This window comes from Rhodococcus sp. ENV425, assembly GCF_002887785.1.
Taxonomy (GTDB): domain Bacteria; phylum Actinomycetota; class Actinomycetes; order Mycobacteriales; family Mycobacteriaceae; genus Rhodococcus; species Rhodococcus aetherivorans.
This window is the reverse complement of the sequence record NZ_PCZU01000216.1, coordinates 19,559-40,584: the sequence shown is the minus strand read 5'-3', so window position 1 is coordinate 40,584 and position 21,026 is coordinate 19,559. Positions and strand designations below refer to the sequence as shown.

Genomic DNA, 21,026 nt, shown 5'->3' with positions numbered 1-21,026 from the left:
GCTGGGCTGGCACGCGCTCGGGTCGGTCGCGACCGGCGCCCCCACCGGTGCGCTCGTCGGCGCGCTCGGTGCGCTCGTCGCCGGATCCGTCCCGGTGACGTGGGCGCTCGTCGCGTGGGGCGTCGTCGCGTTCGCCTACGGTCTGCACGAGCTGGGTCTGGTGACGCTGCCGACGCCGATGCGCCGCCGGCAGCTGCCGCGGCACCTGCGCCGGTCGATGGCCCCGTGGAAGGTCTCGCTGCTCTTCGGCGCCATGATCGGACCCGGCTTCGTGATCTTCATCCGGTCGAGCGCGTACTACCTGCTGGTGCTCGGCGTCGCCGTGGTCGGCTCCCCGGCGCTCGGCGCCGCCCTGTTCACGCTCGTCTCGCTCGGCCGGTGCCTGCCGAGCCTGCTGGCGATCCTGCACACCCGCGGCGGCGGGTCGATGCCGGGCTTCCTGTCGGCGATGTGCGTGGTCGACCGCCGCGTGCAGACGCTGACCGGCGCCGTGCTCGTCGCCCTCGGCGCGTTCGCGGTCGTCGCCGCACTCTGACGTGCCGGTTCGCGGCGGTTTCCGGGCGCACTACCGCACCCGGGACCGCCGCGACTAACGTCGGGCGGCATGACGACTTCTCTGCAGAACATCGGCATCAACACCCTCGGCGGGGTGCCCACCTCCCTCGCCGAGTTCGACGGCCGCGCGGTCCTCGTGGTCAACGTCGCCTCCAAGTGCGGCCTGACCCCGCAGTACACGGCGCTCGAGAAGCTCGCCGTCGAGTACGCGGACCGGGGCCTGACCGTGGTCGGTGTGCCGTGCAACCAGTTCATGGGCCAGGAGCCGGGCACCGCCGAGGAGATCCGGACCTTCTGCTCCACCAACTACGGCGTCACGTTCCCGCTGATGGAGAAGATCGACGTCAACGGCGAGAGCCGGCACCCCCTCTACACCGAGCTCACCCAGCACCCCGACGCGAACGGGGAGGCCGGCGACGTGCAGTGGAACTTCGAGAAGTTCCTCGTCGCGCCGGACGGGAACGTCGTCGCCCGGTTCCGGCCGCGCACCGAGCCCGACGCCCCCGAGGTGATCGCGGCCATCGAAGCCGCGCTGCCCCGCTGACCGCGATGACCGACACCATCGATGCGCGGGCGGCCCTGTACGACGTGATCCGTGCGCGCCGCGACGTTCGCGCGGAGTTCACCGGCGAGCGCGTCGACGAGCAGGTCCTGTGGCGGGTGCTGGGTGCGGCGCACGCCGCGCCCAGCGTCGGCAACACCCAGCCGTGGGACTTCGTGGTGGTCCGCGACCCGCAGCGGCTCGCCGAGTTCGCCGACCACGTCGCCGGATGCCGTCGCGCGTTCGCGGACTCGTTGCCGGAGGAGCGGCGGCGCACCTTCGACCCCATCAAGGTCGAGGGCATCGCCGAGTCCGGCACCGGGATCGTGGTCACCTACGACCCGTCGCGGGGCGGGCAGCACATCCTCGGCCGGCACACGATCGACGACGTGGGCGTGTTCTCGGCGGTGCTGTCGATCCAGAACCTGTGGCTCGCGGCGACCGTCGAAGGACTCGGTGTCGGCTGGGTCTCGTTCTACGACGAGGCGTTCCTCGCCGACTTCGTCGGGGCGCGGACCCCGGTGCGGCCGATCGCGTGGCTGTGCGTCGGCCCCGTGGCGCGGTTGCAGGAGGTGCCGGACCTCGAACGGTTCGGGTGGCGGACCGGCCGGCCCCTCGCCGACGCCGTGCATGCCGAAACCCTTCAGGTCCGCGACGCCTGACGTTCACCCGGCCCTGGCACCGTGGAGCCCATGAGCGGCCAGCTGATCGTGTCGGTGTCGGGCATCAGGGACGAAACCCGCCCGGCGGTGGACGCCTTCGCCCGGGAGATGGACGCCCGCGGCGTGCCGCTGTCGCTGCTCGTCGCGCCGCGACTGAAGGATCACTACCGGCTGGCGCGCGACCCGCACACCCAGGAGTGGCTGCTCGAGCGTCGCGAGGGCGGCGACGCCATCGTGCTCCACGGCTACGATCAGGCCGCGACCAAGCGGCGGCGCGCCGAGTTCGCGGTCCTGCCCGAACACGAGGCGCGGCTGCGGTTGCTCGCCGCCGACCGGGTGCTCGAGGAGACGGGGCTGCGGACCCGGCTGTTCGCGCCGCCGCGCTGGCTCGCCTCGCCCGGGGCCGTCGCGGCGCTGCCCGCCACCGGTTTCCGGCTCCTGGCCGGCGCCGCCGGAATCCACGACCTCGACCGCGATACCGTCACCCATGCACGGGTGTTCGGCATCGGCGAGGGCGCCAAGGCCGAACCGTGGTGGTGCCGGGCGATGGTCATCGGCGCCGCCCGGGTCGCACGGCGCGGCGGGCTGCTGCGGCTGTCGATCTCCGGCAAGCAACTCGACCGGCCGGGGCCGCGGCAGGCGATGCTCGACGCGATCGACCTCGCCCTGCACCTCGAGGCGCAGCCCTCCGTCTACCGCTGGCCGCCGCGCCTGCGCACACTCGGCGCGGCCTGAGCCCGAAGATCCGCCCACACGAACCTACCCTGCAGTAGGTTGGCGGGCATGGACGCAGACGTGATCGTGGTGGGCGCCGGCCTGGCCGGGCTCGTCGCCACGGCCGAACTCATCGACGCCGGGCGCACCGTGGTGCTCGTCGACCAGGAGAACTCGCACAACCTCGGGGGACAAGCCTTCTGGTCGTTCGGCGGGCTGTTCTTCGTGGATTCCCCCGAGCAGCGCCGGCTCGGCATCCGCGACTCGTACGACCTGGCCCTGCAGGACTGGATGGGCAGCGCCGCCTTCGACCGGGAGGACGAGGACTATTGGCCGCGCCGCTGGGCGCAGGCCTACGTCGAGTTCGCGGCCGGAGAAAAGCACGCGTGGCTGAAGGAACGCGGGCTGAAGCTGTTCCCCATGGTCGGCTGGGCCGAACGCGGCGGCTACGACGCCGGCGGTCACGGCAACTCCGTGCCGCGCTTCCACATCACGTGGGGCACCGGACCGGCCCTCGTCGAGATCTTCGCCCGCAGGGTGCTCGACGGCGTCGAGCGCGGCCGGGTGATCCTGCGGAACCGGCACCGCGTCGACGACCTCGTCGTCACCGGCAACGCCGTCACCGGGGTGCGCGGAACCGTGCTCGAGCCGTCGTCGGCGGCGCGGGGCGTGGCGTCGTCGCGCGTGGCGACCGGCGAGTTCGAACTCTCGGCCGGCGCGGTGATCGTCACGTCGGGCGGCATCGGCGGCAACTACGACCTGGTGAAGAAGAACTGGCCGAAGCGGCTGGGAGACCCGCCGAAGCACATGCTCACCGGCGTGCCGGCGCACGTCGACGGGCGGATGCTCGAGATCACCGAACGCGCCGGCGGGCGCGTCGTCAACCGCGACCGGATGTGGCACTACACCGAGGGCATCACCAACTACGACCCCGTCTGGCCCAACCACGGCATCCGCATCCTGCCCGGCCCGTCGTCGCTGTGGCTCGACGCCACCGGCAAGCGACTGCCGGTGCCGCTGTTCCCGGGCTTCGACACCCTCGGCACCCTCGAGCACATCGTGCGCAGCGGCCACGACCACACCTGGTTCGTGCTCGACCAGAAGATCATCGAGAAGGAGTTCGCGCTCTCCGGCCAGGAACAGAACCCGGACCTGACCGGACGCGACATCCGCAAGGTGCTGCAGCGGGTCAAGCCCGGCGCACCCGGACCGGTGGAGGCGTTCAAGCGCCGCGGCGTCGACTTCGTCGTCCGCGACACCCTCGCCGAACTGGTGGCAGGAATGAACGAGATCACCCCGGATGCGCCGCTGGATTACGCGACGGTCAAGCAGGTCGTCGAGTCCCGCGATCGCGAGATCGCGAACAAGTACACCAAGGATCTGCAGGTCGCGGCGATGCGCGCGGCCCGCGCCTACCTGCCGGACCGGATCACCCGCATCGCCGCCCCCCACCGGCTGCTCGATCCCAAGGCCGGACCGCTGATCGCGGTCAAGCTGCACCTGCTGACGCGCAAGACGTTGGGCGGGCTCGAGACCGACCTGTCGGGCCGGGTGCTGAAGGCCGACGGCTCGGTGTTCGAGGGCCTGTTCGCCGCCGGTGAGGTCGCCGGATTCGGCGGCGGCGGGGTACACGGCTACCGCTCGCTCGAGGGCACGTTCCTCGGCGGCTGCATCTTCTCCGGCCGCGCCGCCGGGAGGGCCGCAGGCCGCTGACGCGGCCGGTGCGTCCTTTGGGCGGCTACTGCAGCCCAAAGGACGCACCGGCGGTTACGCCTCGACCGAATCCTCGGCGGGCAGCACCCGGAACTCGGTGCCCTCCGGCGCCATCTCGGAGTAACGGCCGTAGAAGATGCCGGTGGCCTGCTCCGCGACGATGCCCTGGTGGATCGGCACGGCCACCCGCGGATTGACCGCGCGCAGATAGTCCACCGACTCCCAGATCTTCAGCCACGGTGCCGCGGCGGGCAGCGCGAGCACGTCGACCTCTTCGTTCGGGATGTACAGCGAATCGCCCGGATGCAGCAGCCGCGCCGGGTTCTCGGCGTCGCCGAGCAGATAGGCGGTGTTGTCGATGACCGGCAGTTCCGGGTGGATGACGGCGTGCCGGCCTCCGGTGCCGCGCACGCGCACGTCGCCGACGGTGAATGCGTCGCCCGGGAGCACGGCCTTCCAGCCGCCGCCCAGCTGAGCGGCGGTCTGCGGGTCCGCGTACAGGGCGGCCCCCGGGTTGGCCTCCACCAGCGCCGGCAGTCGCGCCGGGTCGGCGTGGTCCGGGTGCTGATGGGTGACCAGGATCGCGTCGAGCCCCGTGATGCCCTCGAAGCCGTGCGAGAAATTCCCCGGGTCGAACAGGATCGTCGCGCCCAGGTGCTCCACGAGCAGGCAGGAATGTCCGAAGTGGGTCAGTCGCATGCACCCGAGTATGGACCGTCGCGTGCCGCGGCGCGCCGAGCGATCTCGCGTCCGGGTTGCGCCGAGCGAATGTATCGTTCCGTCGGCCTACGGAGATGAGCGATACATTCGCTCGGCCCGCGGGCGGGTCAGCGCAGCTCCTCGGACCCGCTCGCTGCCTGCTGGGCGAGCGAGCGGCCCCACTGCTCGGCCCGATCCTCCTCGCCGGGCTCGAGCTTCGACTGCTTGTCGACGAGGAAGCTCTCCGGATCGGCGACGAGTTCGAACCCGTGCTTGCGCAGCTTCTTGGCGATGCCCTTGCCGGCGCGCCCGGTCAGGACGGCCGCGATGTCGATGCGCGTGTCGAACGATGCGGCCTTCCCGCCGCCGGCCGGCAGCGAATCGAGCCACTCGCGGACGCCCTCGCTCTCGGCGTCCGGCTCGAGCGTCAGCCCGCTGTCGGGTTTCTCGGCCTGCTCGACCGCGCCGTGGCGCGTCGACTCCCGGCTCATGCCGTGCGCATGCGTCGGGCCGCCGACGACCACCAGGTCGTATTCGGACAGGTTCTCCTCATGCGCCTGCGTCACGGGGACCGTGCGCACCGCGTCCGCCGGTCCCAGCCCGCGCGCGACGGCTTCCGCCACGTGACGGGTGTTCCCGAACATCGATTCGTACACCACCAGTGCTCGCATGCCGCGCCTCCTCGGCTGGGCGGAAAGTCGACGACCGTCCAACTCAGCATAGGAGCCGTCGGACCGAGCGAATGTGACTTTCCGTCGGCCTACGGAGATCAGCGATACATTCGCTCGGGTGGGTGGCGTTGTGAGGAGCTGCGAGGAGAGGATCGGGGCATGACGGATACGGTGCAGACGACCGGGGGAACGGTTCGGGGCACGCCGACCGACGGAGTGTGGGCCTTTCTGGGCATTCCGTACGCGGCCGCCCCGGTGGGGGCGGCGCGGTTCGCGGCCCCGGGCCCGGCGCCGCGTTGGGACGGTGTCCGCGACGCCACCGCGCCCGGCCCCACCTGCCCTCAGGCGCCGTACGCCGCTCCGGCGGCCGCATTGCTCGGCAACGTCATCGAACCCGGCGACGAGTGCCTGAATCTGTCCGTGTGGACACCCGATCCGGGCGCCTCCGGGTTGCCGGTGATGGTGTGGATCCACGGTGGCGCGTTCACCCGCGGCTCGAACCGGATCGACAGTTACGACGGACGCGCCTTCGCGCGCGACGGTGTGGTGCTGGTCGGCATCAACTACCGGCTCGGCGTCACCGGGTTCCTGTCGCTCGACGGCGCGCCGGACAATCGTGGCCTGCTGGATCAGCTCGCCGCGCTGCGCTGGGTGCAGGACAACATCCGGGCCTTCGGCGGCAACCCGGACAACGTGACGGTGTTCGGCGAGTCGGCGGGCGGGATGAGCGTGGCCACGTTGCTGGCCTCGCCCGCCGCGAGCGGACTGTTCCACCGCGCCGTCGTGCAGAGCGGCAACGCCACGGCCGCCTCGGACCTCGAGGACGCGCGCCGGGTGGGGGCTGTCCTCGCCGACCGCCTGGGTGTGCCGGCCACGGCCGAGGCGTTCGGGGCCCTCGCCCCGGACGTCCTGCAGGCGGCCCAGGACGCTCTCGGCCTCGACCTCGCCCAGAATCCGGACCCGGCCCGGTGGGGCGGGTCGGTGGTGCAGCGCGGCTTGGGCGTGATGAGCATGTTCCCGACGATCGACGGGGAGATTCTGCCGTCGTTGCCGATCGACGCGATCGCCGCCGGAGCGGGCACGGGTGTGCCGGTGCTGGCCGGCACGACCACGGACGAGTTCCGCTTCTTCCTGGTGCCGACCGGTATCGCCGCGGCGATCACCGACGACAACCTGCCGTTCGTCCTGCAGCGGTACGGGATCGATCCCGCGCTCGCCGACCTGTACGCGGCCCACCGGCCGGGCGCGACTCCCGGCGACGTGCTCGCCGCCGTCCTCACCGATTACGCCTTCCGGTCGGGCACGGTCACCCTGGCCGACGCGGTCGCCCGCCGCGGTGGCACGGCGTGGTTGTACGAGTTCGCCTGGCCGAGCCCGGTGCAGGATCTGCGGGCGTGCCATGCCCTCGAGATCGCGTTCGTCTTCGACCGCCTCGACGTCTCCCACCGGCTCACCGGCGATCGGCCCCCGCAGGCCCTCGCCGACGAGATGCACCGCGCCTGGGTGCAGTTCGCGACCACGGGAGGTCCGGGATGGGCAACGATCGGTGCCTCGCGGCCGGTCCGGGTGTTCGGCGGTGAGGGTGATCCGGTGGTGGCCGATCCGCGCGCCGACGAGCTGGCGTGCTGGATCGGGTGACGTCGCAGCGGAATCCGTGAGGGCAGCGCCCGCGGCGGGTAGGGCGGCCGCACGGTATCCCGGTGCCCGGAGGCGTCGCCCTGCGCCGGGGCTGGATCACCCAGCTCGCGAATCGCACGCCGACCCGGTATCCGGGCTGGTATTCGGTGCACCCGTCCGGGCCGCCGACGCTGTGGGAGGGCGGTGGCCGCATCCCGGCGGAGCGGACCGTCACGTGGGACTGTGTCCTCCTCGACACGCAGGGGTGCTGAGCGGCCGGGGCTACGGCTCCGGGCCGGCGACGATCTGCTCGACCCGATCGTGGAAGATCCGCCAGCGCCGCTCGTTCTCGTGCGTGAGCACCGCGCTCTGCGCCGCGAGATCGGCGGCGTGGTCGATCATTTCCGCGGCCGAGAAGACGTAACGTGGCGCGATGCGGTCCCCGGCGAGGTCCGCGCGCAGGGCGGCTGCGGTGAAGTCGATGCGTCCCAGGATCGCGACCGCCCGGTCGAGGTTGCGGGCGACGAGTTGGGCCGTCGTCGCGCACTGCCAGTCGTTGGTGACGATGCGGTGCCGTTCGGCGAGCAGGTCCGCCAGGCCCGGGTAGGCCAGCAGCGCCTCGAGCACGTCCCAGGCGGTCGCCATGGCGTCGGCGAGCCACTGCCCGGTCGTCCGGTTCGCCTCGGCGAGCGCCCCGAGGTCGGCCTTCAGTCTGGTGATCTCGGCGGGTTCGTCGCCGCTCTCCATGAACAGGATGCCGAGCGTCTCGGTGGCCCGATCGTCGTTGAGGTCGGGCGCGCCGGCGAACGGGCTCGGCGACGTCCGTTCGAGTGGTGCGACGACCGACCACCGCTCGGCGAGCGCCTTCAGGGCACGTGAGCTGCGGTGCAGCCGGATCACGTCGTGGAACGGCGATTCGGAATAGAACTTCTCGTGCTCGCGGTGGAACCGGGCGAGGTTACGCACCGTGAGCAGCAGCTGGTCCCGCTCCGCCTCCATGGCACGAGCGTGACACAGCACGACGACGCGCTGCCGGCGAATCGGAGACCTTCCGCCGGCAGCGCGTCGTGGGTGCGGGCCTCAGCGGGGGCTGAACCGCCGCAGCCGCAGGCTGTTGCTGACCACGAACACCGAGCTGAACGCCATCGCCGCGCCGGCGATCAGCGGGTTGAGCAACCCGAGCGCCGCGAGCGGCAGGGCCGCGACGTTGTAGGCGAACGCCCAGAACAGGTTGCCCTTGATGGTGCGCAGGGTGGCGCGGGCGAGCCGGATCGCGTCGGGAGCGGCCCGCAGGTCGCCGCGCACGAGCGTCAGGTCGGAGGCCTCGATCGCGACGTCGGTGCCGGTGCCCATCGCCAGTCCGAGGTCTGCCTGGGCGAGGGCGGCCGCGTCGTTGACGCCGTCGCCGATCATGGCGACGACCCGGCCCTCTTCCTGCAGCCTCTTGACCACGTCGACCTTGTCGGCGGGCAGGACCTCGGCGATGACCTCGTCGATGCCGACCTGCTTCGCGACGGTCTCGGCGGCGCTGCGGTTGTCGCCGGTGAGCAGCACCGGCCGCAGGCCGAGTTCGCGCAGATCGGCGATCGCCGACGCGGAGGTGTCCTTGATGGTGTCCGAGACGACGACGATCGCCCGGATGCGCCCGTCCCAGGCGATCCACACCGGTGTGCGGCCCTCGGCCTCGGCGGCCCCGGCGCTCCGTCGCAGCGATTCGGGCGCGGTCAGCGACCACTCGTCGCGCAGCCAGGACAGCCGGCCCGCGAGCACGGCGTGTCCGTCGACGACACCGGAAACCCCTCGTCCACCGTGGTTTTCGAAGCTTTCCACCGGCGAGAGAGCCCCGGTGGCCGCGGCCCGGTCGGCGACGGCGCGCCCGATGGGGTGCTCGGAGGCGTGCTCGAGCGACCCCGCCAGGTGCAGCGCCTCGTCCTCGGAGCCGCCGTCCGCCGCGTGCACCGCGGCCACGGCCATGCGGCCGGTGGTGACGGTGCCCGTCTTGTCGAGCACGACGGTGTCGACGCGGCGGGTGGATTCGAGGATCTGCGGTCCCTTGATCAGGATGCCGAGCTGGGCGCCGCGGCCGGTGCCGACGAGCAGTGCGGTCGGGGTCGCGAGGCCCAGCGCGCAGGGGCAGGCGATGATCAGTACTGCGACGGCAGCGGTGAACGCCGCGGTCACCGAGTTGCCCGTGAGGAGCCAGCCGGCGAGGGTGAGCAGCGACAGCCCGATGACGATCGGGACGAACACCGCCGACACCCGGTCGGCGAGCCGCTGCACCTCGGCCTTGCCGTTCTGCGCCTCCGTCACCAGCCGCGCCATCTGAGCGAGCTGGGTGTCGGCGCCGACGCGGGTCGCGCGGACCACGAGCCGGCCGCCCGCGTTGACGGTCGCGCCGACGACGGGGTCCGCGGGCCCGACCTCGACGGGCACGGGTTCGCCGGTGAGCATCGACGCGTCGACGGCGGAGGTGCCGGAGACGACGACGCCGTCGGTGGCGATCTTCTCGCCGGGACGCACGACGAACCGGTCGCCGACGGTGAGCCGGCCGATCGGGATCCGGGTTTCGGTGTCACCGTCGCCCAGCACGGCGACGTCCTTGGCGCCCATGTCGAGCAGTGCCCGCAGGGCCGCGCCCGACTGCCGCTTGGCGCGGGCCTCGAAATAGCGCCCCGCGAGAATGAAGGTGGTGACGGCGGCGGCGACCTCGAGATAGATGTGCGGCTCGGAGCTTCCGGTGGGGAGCAGGTCGAACGTCATCCGCATCCCGGTCATGCCGGCGTGGGTGAAGAACAACGCCCACAGCGACCAGAGGTACGCGGCCGTGACGCCGACGGAGATGAGGGTGTCCATCGTGGCGGCGCCGTGGCGGGCGTTGGTCCAGGCGGCGCGGTGGAACGGCAGTGCCCCCCACACCACGACGGGGGAGGCGAGGGTCAGGGTCAGCCACTGCCAGTTGTCGAACTGCAGCGCCGGGATCATCGACAGCAGTACCACCGGCACGGTGAGGACCGCGGAGACGGTCAGGCGCTGACGCCAGGCGGCGGCCTCGTCCGGTTCGGGGGCGGCCTCGGTGGCCTCCTCGGCCCGGGGCGGGGCGGGGAGCGCGGCGGTGTAGCCGGTCGCCTCGACCGTCGCGACGAGGTCGTCGGGGGCGACCCCGTGCGCATAGGTGACCTTCGCCTTCTCCGTCGCGTAGTTGACGGTGGCGGTCACGCCGTCCATCCGGTTGAGCTTCTTCTCGATGCGCGCCGCGCAGGAGGCGCAGGTCATGCCGCCGATCGAGAGTTCTACCTCGTGCACCATCTCACCCGTGGTCATGGGCGGGTCCCTTCTCGGGTCGGCGGGTCACTGCGGGGCGAGGCGGTAGTCGCCGGCCTCGTCGAGCGCGGTGGCGACGGCCTCGTCGTCGATTCCGTCGACGCTGGTCACCGTGACGGTGGAGACGCCGCCCGCGACCAGTTCGACGTGTACGTCCTCGACGCCGGGCAGGGCGCGCAGTTCCTCGGTGACGGCGCCGGCGCAGTGGCCGCAGGTCATGCCGACGACGGGGAAGGCCTGGGTGTTCATTCGGGGGTCCTCACTGCTCGGTCCGGTCGGTTCGGTGGGGTGGCTGCCGCAGCGGCAGCCGCTGGCCGTGTCGGTCAGGGGCAGGAGCCGGGTCATCGCGATTCTCCTCTGCGTGGGTGCACCCCATTTATACCCCCTAGGGGTATTGAACCGCCAGGGCGGGACGTGCTCTTCATCGAATCTTCAGGAATGCCGCGTGCCGTCGGGGCGGGACAAGGCCCGGAAAGCGGCGGGCCGGCCCGCCTTATCCTGAGAACCTCCGACAGGACCGACGGCAAGGATGTGAGGCGACACCGAGGTGAACGACGAGACTTCGGCCCGCGCCCTGTTCCCGGAATCGGATCCCACCGCGACCGCCCACCGCGCCGCCGACTGGGCGTCGACCGCGCTGGGGCCGATCGACACCTGGCCTGCCGAACTGACGGCGGCCGTGCGGACCGTCGTTCCGTCGCGGGTGCCCATGCTGCTGTGCTGGGGCCCCGAACTGGTGCAGATCTTCAACGACGCCTTCCGGCCCCTCCTCGGCGAGAAGTTTCCGGCGGCGGTCGCCCAGCGGGCCTCCGAGTGCTGGGGCGAGATCTGGGACTTCGTCGGCGCCCTCTTCGCCCAGGCGCAACGCGGGGAGCCGACCCTGTCGGAGCGGATGCAGTTGTTCATGCACCGATTCGGCTACACGGAAGAGACGTACTGGACGTTCTCCTACAGCCCCGTCCGGGCCGCCGACGGCACCGTCGCGGGCATCTTCGTCGCCACCACGGACGTCACCGAGCAGGTGCTCGCCGAGCGCCGGGCCGCCGTCCTGCGGGAACTCGGCCAGCTCTCGATGACGGAGACCGACACCGCCGACGATGCCTGCCGGGCTGCGCTCGGCCTGCTCGCCGGCCACGAGGACGATCTGCCGTTCGGCAGTGCCCACCTGTGCCGCGACGAGGTGACGGTGACGGTCGCCGAGTTCGGCACCGCTCCCGGCGCCGCGTCGGACCTGCCGGAGGTGATCGCCCGGGTCGCCGAGTCCGGCAAGGCCGAGACCGTCGCGGACCTCGGCCGCGACGGCGACACCGCGGTGGTCCTGCCGCTCCCGGTCTCCGCTGGTGGCCCGGCCGGCTCCCTCGTGCTCGGCATCAGCCGGTTCCGCGAGCTGAACGAGCAGTACCGGGTGTTCCTCGATATGGTCGCGGTCCGCGTGTCCACGGCCCTGTCCGATGCGCAGGCCTACGAGGCCGAACGCCGGCGGGCGGCCGAACTCGCCGAGCTCGACGCCGCCAAGAGCCGGTTCTTCGAGAACGTCAGCCACGAGTTCCGCACCCCGCTGACGCTGCTCCTCGGGCCGCTGCAGACCCTGCTCGACGAGCACGCCGCCGCGCTGCCACCCGCCCAGGTCGACGCCGTCGCGGCGGCGCGGCGGGCCGCCCTGCGCCTGCAGCGGCTCGTCGACATGCTGCTCGACGTTGCGCGTGGGGACGCCGGCCGGCTCGACGCCCACACCGAGCCCACCGACATCGTCGCGGTGACGCGCGAGGCCGCCGAACTGTTCCGCGACGCCGCGGACCGCGCGGGGCTCGCGCTCCTCGTCGAGGTCGACAATGTGCCGACCCGGTACGTGGCGACCGACCGGGCGATGTGGACGCACATCGTGCTGAACCTGCTGTCCAACGCGATGAAGTTCACGCCGGAGGGATCGGTCGCCGTGTCCCTGCGGGGTGACGGGGCGAACCTGGTGCTGCGTGTCGCCGACACCGGCACAGGCATCGCGGAGGCCGAGCGGGGCAAGATCTTCGACCGCTTCTACCAGATCGGCGACCGGTCCGGCCGCAGCCGCGAGGGCTCGGGCATCGGGCTGTCTCTTGTCGCGCAATTCGTTGCCGCCCTGGGTGGTTCGGTGTCCGTCGACGCCGTCGCCCCGCACGGCTCGGTGTTCACGGTGACGGTGCCCGCGGTGCCGAGCGCGCAGCCGGCACCACGCGCCGCGGACGACGTCGTGGCGTCCGCCGGCGCGGCGTATCTGGGGGAGGCCGAGGCGTGGCGGCCCGTCGCGACCCCCGGCGCCGGACCGCGCGAGGGGCAACCGCGCCTGCTCCTCGTCGAGGACAACGCGGACATGCGTGACCATCTCGTCGACCTGCTCGCCGCGCAGGGTTGGCACGTCGACGTCACCGCCGACGCCGAGTCCGCGCTCGAGCGGATCCGGACGGAGGTTCCCGACCTGCTCCTCAGCGACGTCATGCTGCCCGGACGTAGCGGGTTGTCGCTGCTGCAGGACGTGCGGGGCGACGAACGGCTGGTGCGGCTGCCGGTGATCCTGCTCACGGCCCGGGCCGGATCGGAGTCCGCCGTCGAGGGGCTGCGGGCCGGTGCCGACGACTACGTCGTCAAGCCGTTCCATCCCAGCGAGCTGATCGCCCGGGTCCGCGTGCACCTGGAGATGTCGCGGCTGCGGGAGGCGTTGCTCGCCGCCGGCGAGCGCGAGGCCGCCTCGCTCCGGACCGCCTTGGACACACGGAGTGTCACGAGCCGGGCCGTGGGCCTGCTCATGGCAGCGCACCGGGTCGACGCGGACACCGCGTTCGCGCAGCTGTCGGCGATGTCGCAGGCGACGAACGTCAAGGTCCGCACCCTCGCGGCCGAGATCGTCGAGAACTTCACGGCGTCGCTCGCCGAGCCGGGGCCGCCACAGCCGTGACGGGGCCGCCGGCGTCGGGCCCTGCCGATTCCGGACCGGCTCGGGTCGGCCGGTAAACTGCGGGCTGTCCGGTGTCCGTCCCCGGGCGCCAGCACTACTACCGAGGAGCAGCACGTGGCTCGTGTCGTCGTCGAAGTCATGCCCAAGGCCGAGATTCTCGATCCTCAGGGCCAGGCCATTGTCGGGGCGCTGTCGCGACTGGGCTTCGCGGGCGTGTCCGACGTCCGTCAGGGAAAGCGCTTCGAGCTCGAGGTCGACGGCAGCGTCGACGACGCCGAGGTCGAGAAGATCGCCGAGGCTCTGCTCGCCAACACGGTCATCGAGGACTGGACCGTGCGGCGGATCGACGGTGACGCATGAGTGCCCGCGTCGGAGTCATCACCTTCCCGGGCACGCTCGACGACATCGATGCGGCCCGCGCCGTCGAACTCGCCGGCGGTGAGGCCGTCAGCCTCTGGCACGGCGACGCCGACCTGAGGGGAGTCGACGCGGTCATCGTGCCGGGTGGCTTCTCCTACGGCGACTACCTGCGCTGCGGCGCCATCGCGCGGTTCGCCCCGGTCATGGGCAAGGTCGTCGAGGCCGCTCGGGGCGGGATGCCGGTGCTCGGCATCTGCAACGGCTTCCAGGTGCTGTGCGAGGCGGGTCTGCTGCCGGGGGCCCTCACCCGCAACGAGGGCCTGCACTTCATCTGCCGCGACCAGTGGCTGAAGGTGGAGTCGAACACCACCGCGTGGACCACCCGCTACGAGGCCGGGGCCGAGATCCTGGTGCCCCTCAAGTCGGGTGAGGGCCGGTTCCAGGCCTCGGAGAAGGTGCTGGACGAACTCGAGGGTGAGGGCCGCGTGGTGTTCCGCTACGCCGGCGACAACCCGAACGGCTCCCAGCGCGGCATCGCGGGCATCTCGTCGGCGAACGGCCGCGTCGTCGGCCTGATGCCGCACCCCGAGCACGCCACCGAAGCGCTCACCGGTCCCAGCGACGACGGGCTCGGCATGTTCTACAGCGTTCTCGACGCGGTCGTCTCCGCCTGATTCCCGTTCGTGGGCAGGGTCAGGTCGAAGCGGGCACCGCGCCCCGGCCCGTCGCTCGCGGCCGTGAGATTGCCGCCGTGGGCGCGGGCGAGACTGCGCGCGATGGTCAGGCCCAGGCCGCTGCCGCCGGGGCTGCGGGCCGGATCGATCCGGTGGAACCGCTCGAACACCGCGTCGAGCTGATCCGCGGGGATGCCGTCGCCCGTGTCGCGGACCCGCACCCGCACGGCCGCCCGGTCCGCGCGCTCGCACGTGACGACCACCCGGCCCCCGGCCGGCGTGTGACGCAGGGCGTTCTCGAGCAGGTTCGCCAGGATCTGCGCCACTCGCTGCGAATCGAACCGGACCGGCGGCAGCGCCTCGGGCAGCTCCGTCCCGAGCCCGACCTGCTTGTCGGCGAACCGCGGTGCCGCGGCCGAGACCGATGCCGTCACCGCCGCGGCGAGGTCGCCCTCCTCGGGGTGCAGGGCGAGCGCGTGCTCGTCCGCGGCGGAGAGGTCGGACAGGTCCGACACGAGACGCCGCAGCCGGTCGAGCTGGTGGTGCATCACCTGCCACGAGGTGGCGTCGGCGGGCAGTACGTCGTCCTCGATGCCCTCGAGGTAGGCCTCGAGCGTGGCCACGGGTGTGCGCAGTTCGTGGGCGAGATCGTCGAGCAGCCGGCGTCGTGAGAGCTCCGTGCTGTGCAGGCGGCCCGCCATGTCGGCGAAGGCGTTCTCGAGCCGGGCGAAGTCCGCGTCGCCGGACCGGGTGATCGGCACGTCGTAGCGGCCGCGGGCGACGTGGCCCGCGGCCTCCACCAGCCGGCCCACCGGCGCGGTGATGCGGCGCACCAGGACCACGGACGTGATCGCCGCGGCACCGAGCGCGACGGCTGCCCCGGCGGCGAGCGCGACCGCCCCGGCCTGCGCGAACGCCTCCTCGGTGTGAAGGCGGACCTGCGTGTCCTCCACGCCCGCGTGGGCGAGGTGGTAGTGGAACAGCGGGGCGGCCACCAGCGTCGCGACGACGGTGAGCGTCGCGGCCCCGACGAACAGCACGAGCAGTTGCGCGATCAGCAGCCGCCCGCGCAGTCCCAGCCGGTTCACCGCGCGGCCTCCATCGCATACCCGACCCCGCGCACGGTCCGGACGAAGCGCGGGGCGGCGGCATCGTCGCCGAGCTTGCGGCGCAGGGCGCGGATGTGGACGTCGACGATGTGCTCGTCGCCGAACCAGTTCGGCCCCCACACCTCGTCGATGATCTGCCGGCGTGAGAGCGCCGCCGAAGGTCGATCCGAAAGTGCCAGCAGCACATCGAATTCCGTGCGTGTCAGCTCCACCGGCGCGTCGTCGACCGAGACGGTGCGCGACACCGGATCGACGACGAGCCCGCCGATCCGGCGCGGTGCCTCCGCCGCGGTGCCACTGCGGGGCCGGCGCAGCATGGCACGCACCCGGGCGACGAGCTCCCGTGGCCCGAAAGGCTTCACGACGTAGTCGTCGGCGCCCACCGACAGGCCGATCACCTTGTCCACCTCGTCGCCACGGGCGGTGAGCATGAGCACGTACGCGTCCGAGAAGGTCCGCAGCTGCCGGCACACCTCGATGCCGTCGAATCCCGGCAGCATCAGGTCGAGCACCACGAGCACCGGGTCCGTCTGCCGAGCCAGCGCGACGGCCGTCGGTCCGTCGTAGGCGAGCGCGACCTCGAAGCCCTCCCGTTCGAGATAGCTGGCCACCACCTTCGCCAGGGCGGCTTCGTCGTCGACTACGAGGATGCGGGGGCCGGGGGTGTGCACGCGGCCAGGGTACCCAGCACTCGCGGCCGTCCGTTCCCTGTCGCGGGTCGGGTGTACAACTGGGTGGCCCTGTCCGCCGACCGAGGAGATCCCATGCCCAGCGCGGACAGTGTGCGCGCGATGATGCTGGCGCTGCCCGAGGCACGTGAAGTGGTGGTGGACAGCTGGGGTGACCAACCCACGTACCGGGTGCGGAACAAGATGTTCGGCCTCCTGGGTTACGGTGCGGCCACGGTCTGCCTCAAAGCCACCGTGGACACCCAGGCGGCCCTGCTCCACGAGGATCCGGACGTGTTCCGCGCGGCCCCGTTCTTCGGGCGCTACGGCTGGATCGACGTGGTTTTCGCCGCGGTCGACACGGTCGAGTTGGCGGAACTGATCGAGGATGCGTGGCGGCTGACCGCGCCGAAGCGGGTCGTCGCGGCGTTCGATGCCCGCCGGGAACATCGCTGACGAGCGAGTGCCGCAGGGTGCCGACCATGCCGCGGGTGACCATGCCGCGGGGGACGAGGGCCGGGCGCCCCCGGCTGCCCGCCACTCGGGTTGCGGCAGAGAATTGTTCGGCGACCCGTCGACGACGGATCGGATCGCGGTGACCCCGTGAATGCGCTGCATCGCGTATCGAGCAGGCGGATCTATCGACGCGTCCGTCGTCGGGGCCGCGCGTCCAGTTCGTCGCGCAGAGTCCGGTAGGTTGCGACGTCGATCTCGCCGGAGGCGAGCCGCCGGTCCAGGATCCGGCGGGCGTCGTCGCCGGGATCCGGTGGCGCCGCCGCCCGGACCACCGCCCACACCACCACCCCGGCGAGCAACAGCCAGAACACACCCATTGCGAGGGCGGCGGCCCAGCCTGCGCCGCCGTACCAACCCATCATCGCGCACCTCCTACGACGAGTGTGCGCGCCGCCGCGTGTGGGCGGGCGTTGCGGCCGATGAAGTTTCGATGAAGGACCGGCCGGGGCGGGGCTGCGGCCCCGGACTCGGCCGATACGGCGGGTACCGTCGAATCATGTTGTGGAACAAGAGAGTAGTAGCGGCAGCGGCGGCGGTTCCGCTCGCCCTGGTGATCGTGGCGTGTGGCAGCGACGAGCCGCAGCAGCAGGCGGGGACGGCGACTCCGGGCACGTCCCAGACCTCGGTGCCGGCCGGGCAGGCGCAGTTCGTCGACGCGGACGTCGAGTTCCTGCAGGAGATGTATCCCCATCACGCGCAGGCCGTGCAGATGGCCCAGGCCGTGCCCGAACGCAGCGAGGATCCGCAGCTCATCGACCTCGCCGCCCGCATCGAGGCCGCGCAGGAACCCGAGATGGAGCAGATGGTGTCGCTGCTCGACAGCTGGGGGCAGGAGGCGCCGGACGAGGACGGGATGGGTCACGGCGGCATGGGCATGCCCGGCGGGATGCCGGGAATGATGTCCGACGACGAGTGGGACTCCATGATGGGGGCCCGCGGCATGGACTTCGACCGCATGTGGCTGACCATGATGATCGTCCACCACGAGGGCGCGATCGAGATGTCGCAGACCGAGCTGGCCGAGGGCGTGAACCCGGAGGCGCGGCAACTCGCCGAGTCGATCATCGCGACGCAGCAGGCGGAGATCGACGAGATGCGCGCCATGCTCGAGCGGTAGTCGGGGCCGTGATCGGATCGTGACCGTCCCACCCCTTCCATTCATACCCCCAGGGGGTATCAATGGAAGGGTCCACGGAAACGGAAACGGATCGAGGCGGGAGCCATGACAGAGCTCGCACACCACGGACACGCTGCCCACACCGCGCCGCCCGGAGCGCGCGACGCCCACCGCGCCCGGGACCGGCACGCCGGGCACGGGCCACACGGTGAGATCTTCCGTCGCAGATTCTGGGTGAGCCTGGTCCTCGCGGTTCCGATCGTGGCGTTCAGCGCCATGTTCGCCGACCTGCTCGGCTACGCGCTGCCCGACGCCGCGTGGGCCGGATGGGTCTCGCCCGTCCTCGGCACGGTCGTGTTCGCCTACGGCGGCAGCCCCTTCCTCGTCGGCGGGTGGAACGAGCTGCGGGACCGCCGGCCCGGAATGATGCTGCTCATCGCCATGGCCATCAGCGTCGCGTTCGCGGCGTCCTGGGTGACCACGCTCGGGCTGGGCGGGTTCGACCTCGATTTCTGGTGGGAACTGGCGCTGCTGATCGTGATCATGCTGCTCGGGCACTGGCTCGAGATGCGGGCGCTGGGCTCGGCGTCGCGCGCGCTCGACGCCCTGGCCGCGATGCTGCCCGACACCGCCGAGAAGGTGACCGCGGACGGCGTCGTGCAGGTCGCCCTCGCCGACCTGGCCGTCGGCGACGTCGCGCTGGTGCGCGCCGGTGCGCGCGTCCCGGCCGACGGCACGGTCGTCGACGGGCGCGCCGACGTGGACGAGTCGATGATCACCGGCGAGTCCCGCGCCGTGCCCCGCGCCGTGGGCGACACCGTCGTCGCCGGCACGGTCGCCACCGACAGTGCACTGCGCGTCCGCATCTCCGCGGTGGGGGAGGACACCGCGCTCGCCGGCATCCAGCGCATGGTCGCCGACGCGCAGGCCTCGTCCTCGCGAGCCCAGGCGCTCGCGGACCGGGCCGCCGCCTTCCTCTTCTACTTCGCCACCGTCGCCGGCGTCCTCACCTTCGCCGTGTGGACGCTGCTCGGCAACGTCGACGAGGCCGTCGTCCGTACCGTCACGGTCCTGGTCATCGCGTGCCCGCACGCGCTGGGCCTGGCCATCCCACTCGTCATCGCCATCTCGACCGAGCGCGCCGCCCGCGCCGGCGTGCTCGTCAAGGACCGGCTGTCGCTGGAGCGGATGCGCGGCGTGGACGTCGTCCTGTTCGACAAGACCGGGACCCTGACCCAGGGGCGGCACGTCGTCACCGACGTCGTCGCCACCGCCGGCACCACCGAGGACGACCTGTTGACCCTGGCCGCCGCGGTCGAATCCGACAGCGAGCACCCCGTCGCCCGCGCCGTCGTCGCCGCCGCGGGAGGGCGAGTCATGTTGCCGACGAAGGATTTCCGCTCCCTGCCCGGCCGCGGGGTGCGGGCCGTGGTGGACGGGGCGACCGTGTTCGTCGGCGGTCCGGCCGTGCTCGCGGACCTGCGGGCGCACGTGCCCGCCGACGTCGCGGCCGCGACCGACCGCTGGGTCGCCCGCGGGGCGTCGGTGCTGCACGTCGTGCGCGACGGCACGGTGCTGGGAGCCGTCGCGCTCGAGGACGCGGTGCGCGAGGAGTCGCGGCAGGCGATCGACGCCCTGCACGCGCGCGGGGTGAAGGTCGCCATGATCACCGGGGACGCGCGGCAGGTGGCCGACGCCGTCGCCGCCGACCTCGGTATCGACGAGGTGTTCGCGAACGTGCTGCCCGAACACAAGGACGCGAAGGTCGCCGAGCTGCAGGCCCGCGGGCACCGCGTCGCGATGGTCGGTGACGGGGTCAACGACGCGCCGGCGCTGGCGCGGGCCGACGTCGGCATCGCGATCGGCGCGGGCACCGACGTCGCCGTCGAGTCGGCCGGCGTGGTCCTGGCCGCAGACGATCCGCGCGCCGTGCTGTCGGTGATCGCACTGTCGCGGGCGAGCTACCGCAAGATGTGGCAGAACCTGGCCTGGGCCACCGGGTACAACGTCGTCGCGGTGCCCCTCGCGGCCGGTGCGCTGGCCTTCGCCGGGGTGGTCCTGCCGCCTGCGGTCGCTGCCGTGCTCATGTCGGTCTCCACGATCGTCGTGGCACTGAACGCGCAGTTGCTGCGCCGGCTGGAGCTGGATCCGGCGAAGGTCGCAGCCCGGAGCTGAGACGACCGTCGCCCGACGCGACGAAAGGGGCCCCGCCGCCGTCCCGATCGGCGGCGGGGCCCCTTCTCCTGCGGTCCGGAGCGCGGCCCCCAACCGGCTCCGGCGGGCACCGCCGAATCCCCCGATCGGCCGTGCCGGGTATCACTATGCCGCACGTCGTCGCCGTTGTCTCGAGTAGCATTACGCATCTTTGCCGGGGCCGTTCGGCCGTCCCCTTCCGGGCCGGGAAGCGCGTGAGCGCGACGGCTCACCGTGAATTCCGCCTTTCACCGGCGCGGGCGCGTCCCGGCGTGTCACGCTCGAACAATGAAGACCAAGACTGCTGTGGTGGCGGCGGTCGCCGCCCTCTTCCTGCTCACCGCCTGCGGATCCGACGACGAGACGTCCGCGCCCGAGAGCACGACCCGCCCGGCCGGCAGCGTCGCCTCCAGCGTCGTCCAACGTGCCGTCGACGCAGCGAAGTTGGGGACCTTCGTCGCAACCTTCCGGACGGGCTACCCGAACCTGGCCGACGGTCGGGACGACGCCTCCATCGAGGCGATCGTCACCGAAACCTGTCCCCTGATCGACGACGGGGCGAGCGACGAGGAGATCAACAGCCGGGTCGCGGAGCTGTCCGCCAACGGGGCGGTCACCCCCACCGATCAGCAGGTGGACCGCATCACCCAGCTCGTCCGCGCCGCCTGCTGACGGCGAACCCGGTGCCGTGGCGGCACACCCGTGTCGGTCCCGTCCGCTACCGTCCCGGCCATGGCACTGAACATCGGCATGATCACCTTCGACAGCGCCGACCCCGGCCCGCTTGCCACGTGGTGGGCCGAGCAGATCGGCGGCCGGATCGAGCAGGACAACGACGGCTGGTTCTACATCGTCGGAATGCCCGGCACCGCACAGAAACTCGGTTTCCAGAAGGTTCCGGATCCGACCCCGGGCAAGAACCGGGTCCACCTCGACCTGGTGGCGCCCGATCTCGACGCCGAGGTGC

Annotated in this window: 22 protein-coding genes and 1 pseudogene; 15 read left to right on the top strand and 8 right to left on the bottom strand. The window is 72.1% G+C overall.

The features are described from left to right. The 5 genes and pseudogenes from CQZ88_RS18865 to CQZ88_RS18845 all read left to right on the top strand — a co-directional run. A pseudogene (locus tag CQZ88_RS18865) lies at positions 1–535 on the top strand (methylamine utilization protein); the annotation flags it as partial. A 69-nt stretch (positions 536–604) separates the two neighbouring features. Next, positions 605–1,099, top strand: coding sequence for a glutathione peroxidase (locus tag CQZ88_RS18860; protein WP_006940357.1), 495 nt, complete (start codon positions 605–607; stop codon positions 1,097–1,099). Positions 1,100–1,104: 5 nt separating this feature from the next. Further along, on the top strand, positions 1,105–1,758 hold the full coding sequence (gene bluB / locus CQZ88_RS18855; RefSeq protein WP_006940353.1) for a 5,6-dimethylbenzimidazole synthase: 654 nt from the start codon (positions 1,105–1,107) through the stop codon (positions 1,756–1,758). A gap of 30 nt (positions 1,759–1,788) precedes the next feature. Further along, complete coding sequence (locus CQZ88_RS18850) at positions 1,789–2,493, top strand: DUF2334 domain-containing protein (RefSeq protein ID WP_006940351.1); 705 nt, start codon at positions 1,789–1,791, stop codon at positions 2,491–2,493. A 48-nt stretch (positions 2,494–2,541) separates the two neighbouring features. Next, complete coding sequence (locus tag CQZ88_RS18845; RefSeq protein WP_006940350.1) at positions 2,542–4,185, top strand: FAD-binding dehydrogenase; 1,644 nt, start codon at positions 2,542–2,544, stop codon at positions 4,183–4,185. 54 nt (positions 4,186–4,239) lie between these two features. On the opposite strand, the gene CQZ88_RS18840 is transcribed toward CQZ88_RS18845, so the two are convergent. Together CQZ88_RS18840 and CQZ88_RS18835 are read right to left on the bottom strand one after the other, a co-directional pair. Continuing rightward, complete coding sequence (locus CQZ88_RS18840; protein WP_006940348.1) at positions 4,240–4,884, bottom strand: MBL fold metallo-hydrolase; 645 nt, start codon at positions 4,882–4,884, stop codon at positions 4,240–4,242. A gap of 128 nt (positions 4,885–5,012) precedes the next feature. Next, positions 5,013–5,555, bottom strand: coding sequence for a flavodoxin domain-containing protein (locus CQZ88_RS18835; RefSeq protein ID WP_006940346.1), 543 nt, complete (start codon positions 5,553–5,555; stop codon positions 5,013–5,015). A gap of 159 nt (positions 5,556–5,714) precedes the next feature. Between CQZ88_RS18835 and CQZ88_RS18830 the strand changes: the two genes are divergently transcribed. Together CQZ88_RS18830 and CQZ88_RS18825 are read left to right on the top strand one after the other, a co-directional pair. Then, positions 5,715–7,193, top strand: a complete 1,479-nt coding sequence (locus tag CQZ88_RS18830; protein ID WP_102800148.1) for a carboxylesterase/lipase family protein — start codon at positions 5,715–5,717, stop codon at positions 7,191–7,193. A gap of 62 nt (positions 7,194–7,255) precedes the next feature. Further along, positions 7,256–7,444: a hypothetical protein gene (locus tag CQZ88_RS18825; protein ID WP_006940342.1), complete on the top strand. Its 189-nt coding sequence runs from the start codon at positions 7,256–7,258 to the stop codon at positions 7,442–7,444. A 10-nt stretch (positions 7,445–7,454) separates the two neighbouring features. Here CQZ88_RS18825 and CQZ88_RS18820 read toward each other — a convergent pair whose 3' ends face one another. From CQZ88_RS18820 to CQZ88_RS18810, 3 genes are all read right to left on the bottom strand, one after another. After that, positions 7,455–8,171, bottom strand: a complete 717-nt coding sequence (locus CQZ88_RS18820) for a hypothetical protein (RefSeq protein WP_006940340.1) — start codon at positions 8,169–8,171, stop codon at positions 7,455–7,457. 81 nt (positions 8,172–8,252) lie between these two features. Beyond that, a complete protein-coding gene (locus tag CQZ88_RS18815; protein ID WP_050034636.1) occupies positions 8,253–10,493 on the bottom strand; it encodes a cation-translocating P-type ATPase in 2,241 nt (746 codons plus the stop codon). Positions 10,494–10,520: 27 nt separating this feature from the next. Continuing rightward, on the bottom strand, positions 10,521–10,838 hold the full coding sequence (locus CQZ88_RS18810; protein WP_006940337.1) for a heavy-metal-associated domain-containing protein: 318 nt from the start codon (positions 10,836–10,838) through the stop codon (positions 10,521–10,523). Positions 10,839–11,040: 202 nt separating this feature from the next. Here CQZ88_RS18810 and CQZ88_RS18805 point away from each other — a divergent pair, with 202 nt between their 5' ends. The 3 genes from CQZ88_RS18805 (at position 11,041) to purQ (ending at position 14,456) form a co-directional block, all read left to right on the top strand. Continuing rightward, complete coding sequence (locus CQZ88_RS18805) at positions 11,041–13,422, top strand: PAS domain-containing hybrid sensor histidine kinase/response regulator (protein ID WP_102800147.1); 2,382 nt, start codon at positions 11,041–11,043, stop codon at positions 13,420–13,422. Positions 13,423–13,536: 114 nt separating this feature from the next. After that, positions 13,537–13,782 (top strand): phosphoribosylformylglycinamidine synthase subunit PurS, encoded by a 246-nt coding sequence (gene purS / locus CQZ88_RS18800; protein ID WP_006940332.1) that lies wholly within the window; start codon positions 13,537–13,539, stop codon positions 13,780–13,782. Then, positions 13,779–14,456 carry a phosphoribosylformylglycinamidine synthase subunit PurQ gene (purQ, locus tag CQZ88_RS18795; RefSeq protein WP_006940330.1) on the top strand — a complete coding sequence of 226 codons (678 nt, stop codon included), beginning with the start codon at positions 13,779–13,781 and terminating at the stop codon, positions 14,454–14,456. The genes purS and purQ overlap by 4 nt, the downstream gene beginning before the upstream one ends. Here the strand turns inward: purQ and CQZ88_RS18790 are convergent. Continuing rightward, on the bottom strand, positions 14,423–15,544 hold the full coding sequence (locus tag CQZ88_RS18790; protein ID WP_006940328.1) for a cell wall metabolism sensor histidine kinase WalK: 1,122 nt from the start codon (positions 15,542–15,544) through the stop codon (positions 14,423–14,425). The two genes, purQ and CQZ88_RS18790, sit on opposite strands and share 34 nt — an antisense overlap. Then, complete coding sequence (locus CQZ88_RS18785; RefSeq protein ID WP_006940326.1) at positions 15,541–16,236, bottom strand: response regulator transcription factor; 696 nt, start codon at positions 16,234–16,236, stop codon at positions 15,541–15,543. Before CQZ88_RS18785 ends, CQZ88_RS18790 begins: the two co-directional genes overlap by 4 nt. 93 nt (positions 16,237–16,329) lie before the next feature. Here CQZ88_RS18785 and CQZ88_RS18780 point away from each other — a divergent pair, with 93 nt between their 5' ends. Beyond that, positions 16,330–16,689 (top strand): MmcQ/YjbR family DNA-binding protein, encoded by a 360-nt coding sequence (locus CQZ88_RS18780; protein ID WP_006940324.1) that lies wholly within the window; start codon positions 16,330–16,332, stop codon positions 16,687–16,689. A 182-nt stretch (positions 16,690–16,871) separates the two neighbouring features. Here the strand turns inward: CQZ88_RS18780 and CQZ88_RS18775 are convergent, their stop codons facing one another. Beyond that, positions 16,872–17,111, bottom strand: a complete 240-nt coding sequence (locus CQZ88_RS18775; RefSeq protein ID WP_029541442.1) for a hypothetical protein — start codon at positions 17,109–17,111, stop codon at positions 16,872–16,874. 134 nt (positions 17,112–17,245) lie between these two features. Between CQZ88_RS18775 and CQZ88_RS18770 the strand changes: the two genes are divergently transcribed. The 4 genes from CQZ88_RS18770 to CQZ88_RS31340 all read left to right on the top strand — a co-directional run. Then, a complete protein-coding gene (locus CQZ88_RS18770; protein ID WP_102800146.1) occupies positions 17,246–17,866 on the top strand; it encodes a DUF305 domain-containing protein in 621 nt (206 codons plus the stop codon). 105 nt (positions 17,867–17,971) lie between these two features. Then, complete coding sequence (locus CQZ88_RS18765; protein ID WP_029541448.1) at positions 17,972–20,041, top strand: copper-translocating P-type ATPase; 2,070 nt, start codon at positions 17,972–17,974, stop codon at positions 20,039–20,041. Between the two features lie 324 nt (positions 20,042–20,365). Next, positions 20,366–20,731 (top strand): hypothetical protein, encoded by a 366-nt coding sequence (locus CQZ88_RS18760; protein WP_029541450.1) that lies wholly within the window; start codon positions 20,366–20,368, stop codon positions 20,729–20,731. 60 nt (positions 20,732–20,791) lie between these two features. Continuing rightward, on the top strand, positions 20,792–21,026 hold a 235-nt coding region (locus tag CQZ88_RS31340; protein ID WP_258008667.1), incomplete at its 3' end, for a VOC family protein.

Bases quoted from the DNA above. Each gene is read 5' to 3' on its own strand.
- CQZ88_RS18860 (WP_006940357.1), top strand. From the start codon at position 605: ATGACGACTTCTCTGCAGAACATCGGCATCAACACCCTCGGCGGGGTG.
- bluB (WP_006940353.1), top strand. From the start codon at position 1,105: ATGACCGACACCATCGATGCGCGGGCGGCCCTGTACGACGTGATCCGT.
- CQZ88_RS18850 (WP_006940351.1), top strand. From the start codon at position 1,789: ATGAGCGGCCAGCTGATCGTGTCGGTGTCGGGCATCAGGGACGAAACC.
- CQZ88_RS18845 (WP_006940350.1), top strand. From the start codon at position 2,542: ATGGACGCAGACGTGATCGTGGTGGGCGCCGGCCTGGCCGGGCTCGTC.
- CQZ88_RS18840 (WP_006940348.1), bottom strand. From the start codon at position 4,884: ATGCGACTGACCCACTTCGGACATTCCTGCCTGCTCGTGGAGCACCTG.
- CQZ88_RS18835 (WP_006940346.1), bottom strand. From the start codon at position 5,555: ATGCGAGCACTGGTGGTGTACGAATCGATGTTCGGGAACACCCGTCAC.
- CQZ88_RS18830 (WP_102800148.1), top strand. From the start codon at position 5,715: ATGACGGATACGGTGCAGACGACCGGGGGAACGGTTCGGGGCACGCCG.
- CQZ88_RS18820 (WP_006940340.1), bottom strand. From the start codon at position 8,171: ATGGAGGCGGAGCGGGACCAGCTGCTGCTCACGGTGCGTAACCTCGCC.
- CQZ88_RS18815 (WP_050034636.1), bottom strand. From the start codon at position 10,493: ATGACCACGGGTGAGATGGTGCACGAGGTAGAACTCTCGATCGGCGGC.
- CQZ88_RS18810 (WP_006940337.1), bottom strand. From the start codon at position 10,838: ATGACCCGGCTCCTGCCCCTGACCGACACGGCCAGCGGCTGCCGCTGC.
- purQ (WP_006940330.1), top strand. From the start codon at position 13,779: ATGAGTGCCCGCGTCGGAGTCATCACCTTCCCGGGCACGCTCGACGAC.
- CQZ88_RS18780 (WP_006940324.1), top strand. From the start codon at position 16,330: ATGCCCAGCGCGGACAGTGTGCGCGCGATGATGCTGGCGCTGCCCGAG.
- CQZ88_RS18775 (WP_029541442.1), bottom strand. From the start codon at position 17,111: ATGATGGGTTGGTACGGCGGCGCAGGCTGGGCCGCCGCCCTCGCAATG.
- CQZ88_RS18770 (WP_102800146.1), top strand. From the start codon at position 17,246: ATGTTGTGGAACAAGAGAGTAGTAGCGGCAGCGGCGGCGGTTCCGCTC.
- CQZ88_RS18765 (WP_029541448.1), top strand. From the start codon at position 17,972: ATGACAGAGCTCGCACACCACGGACACGCTGCCCACACCGCGCCGCCC.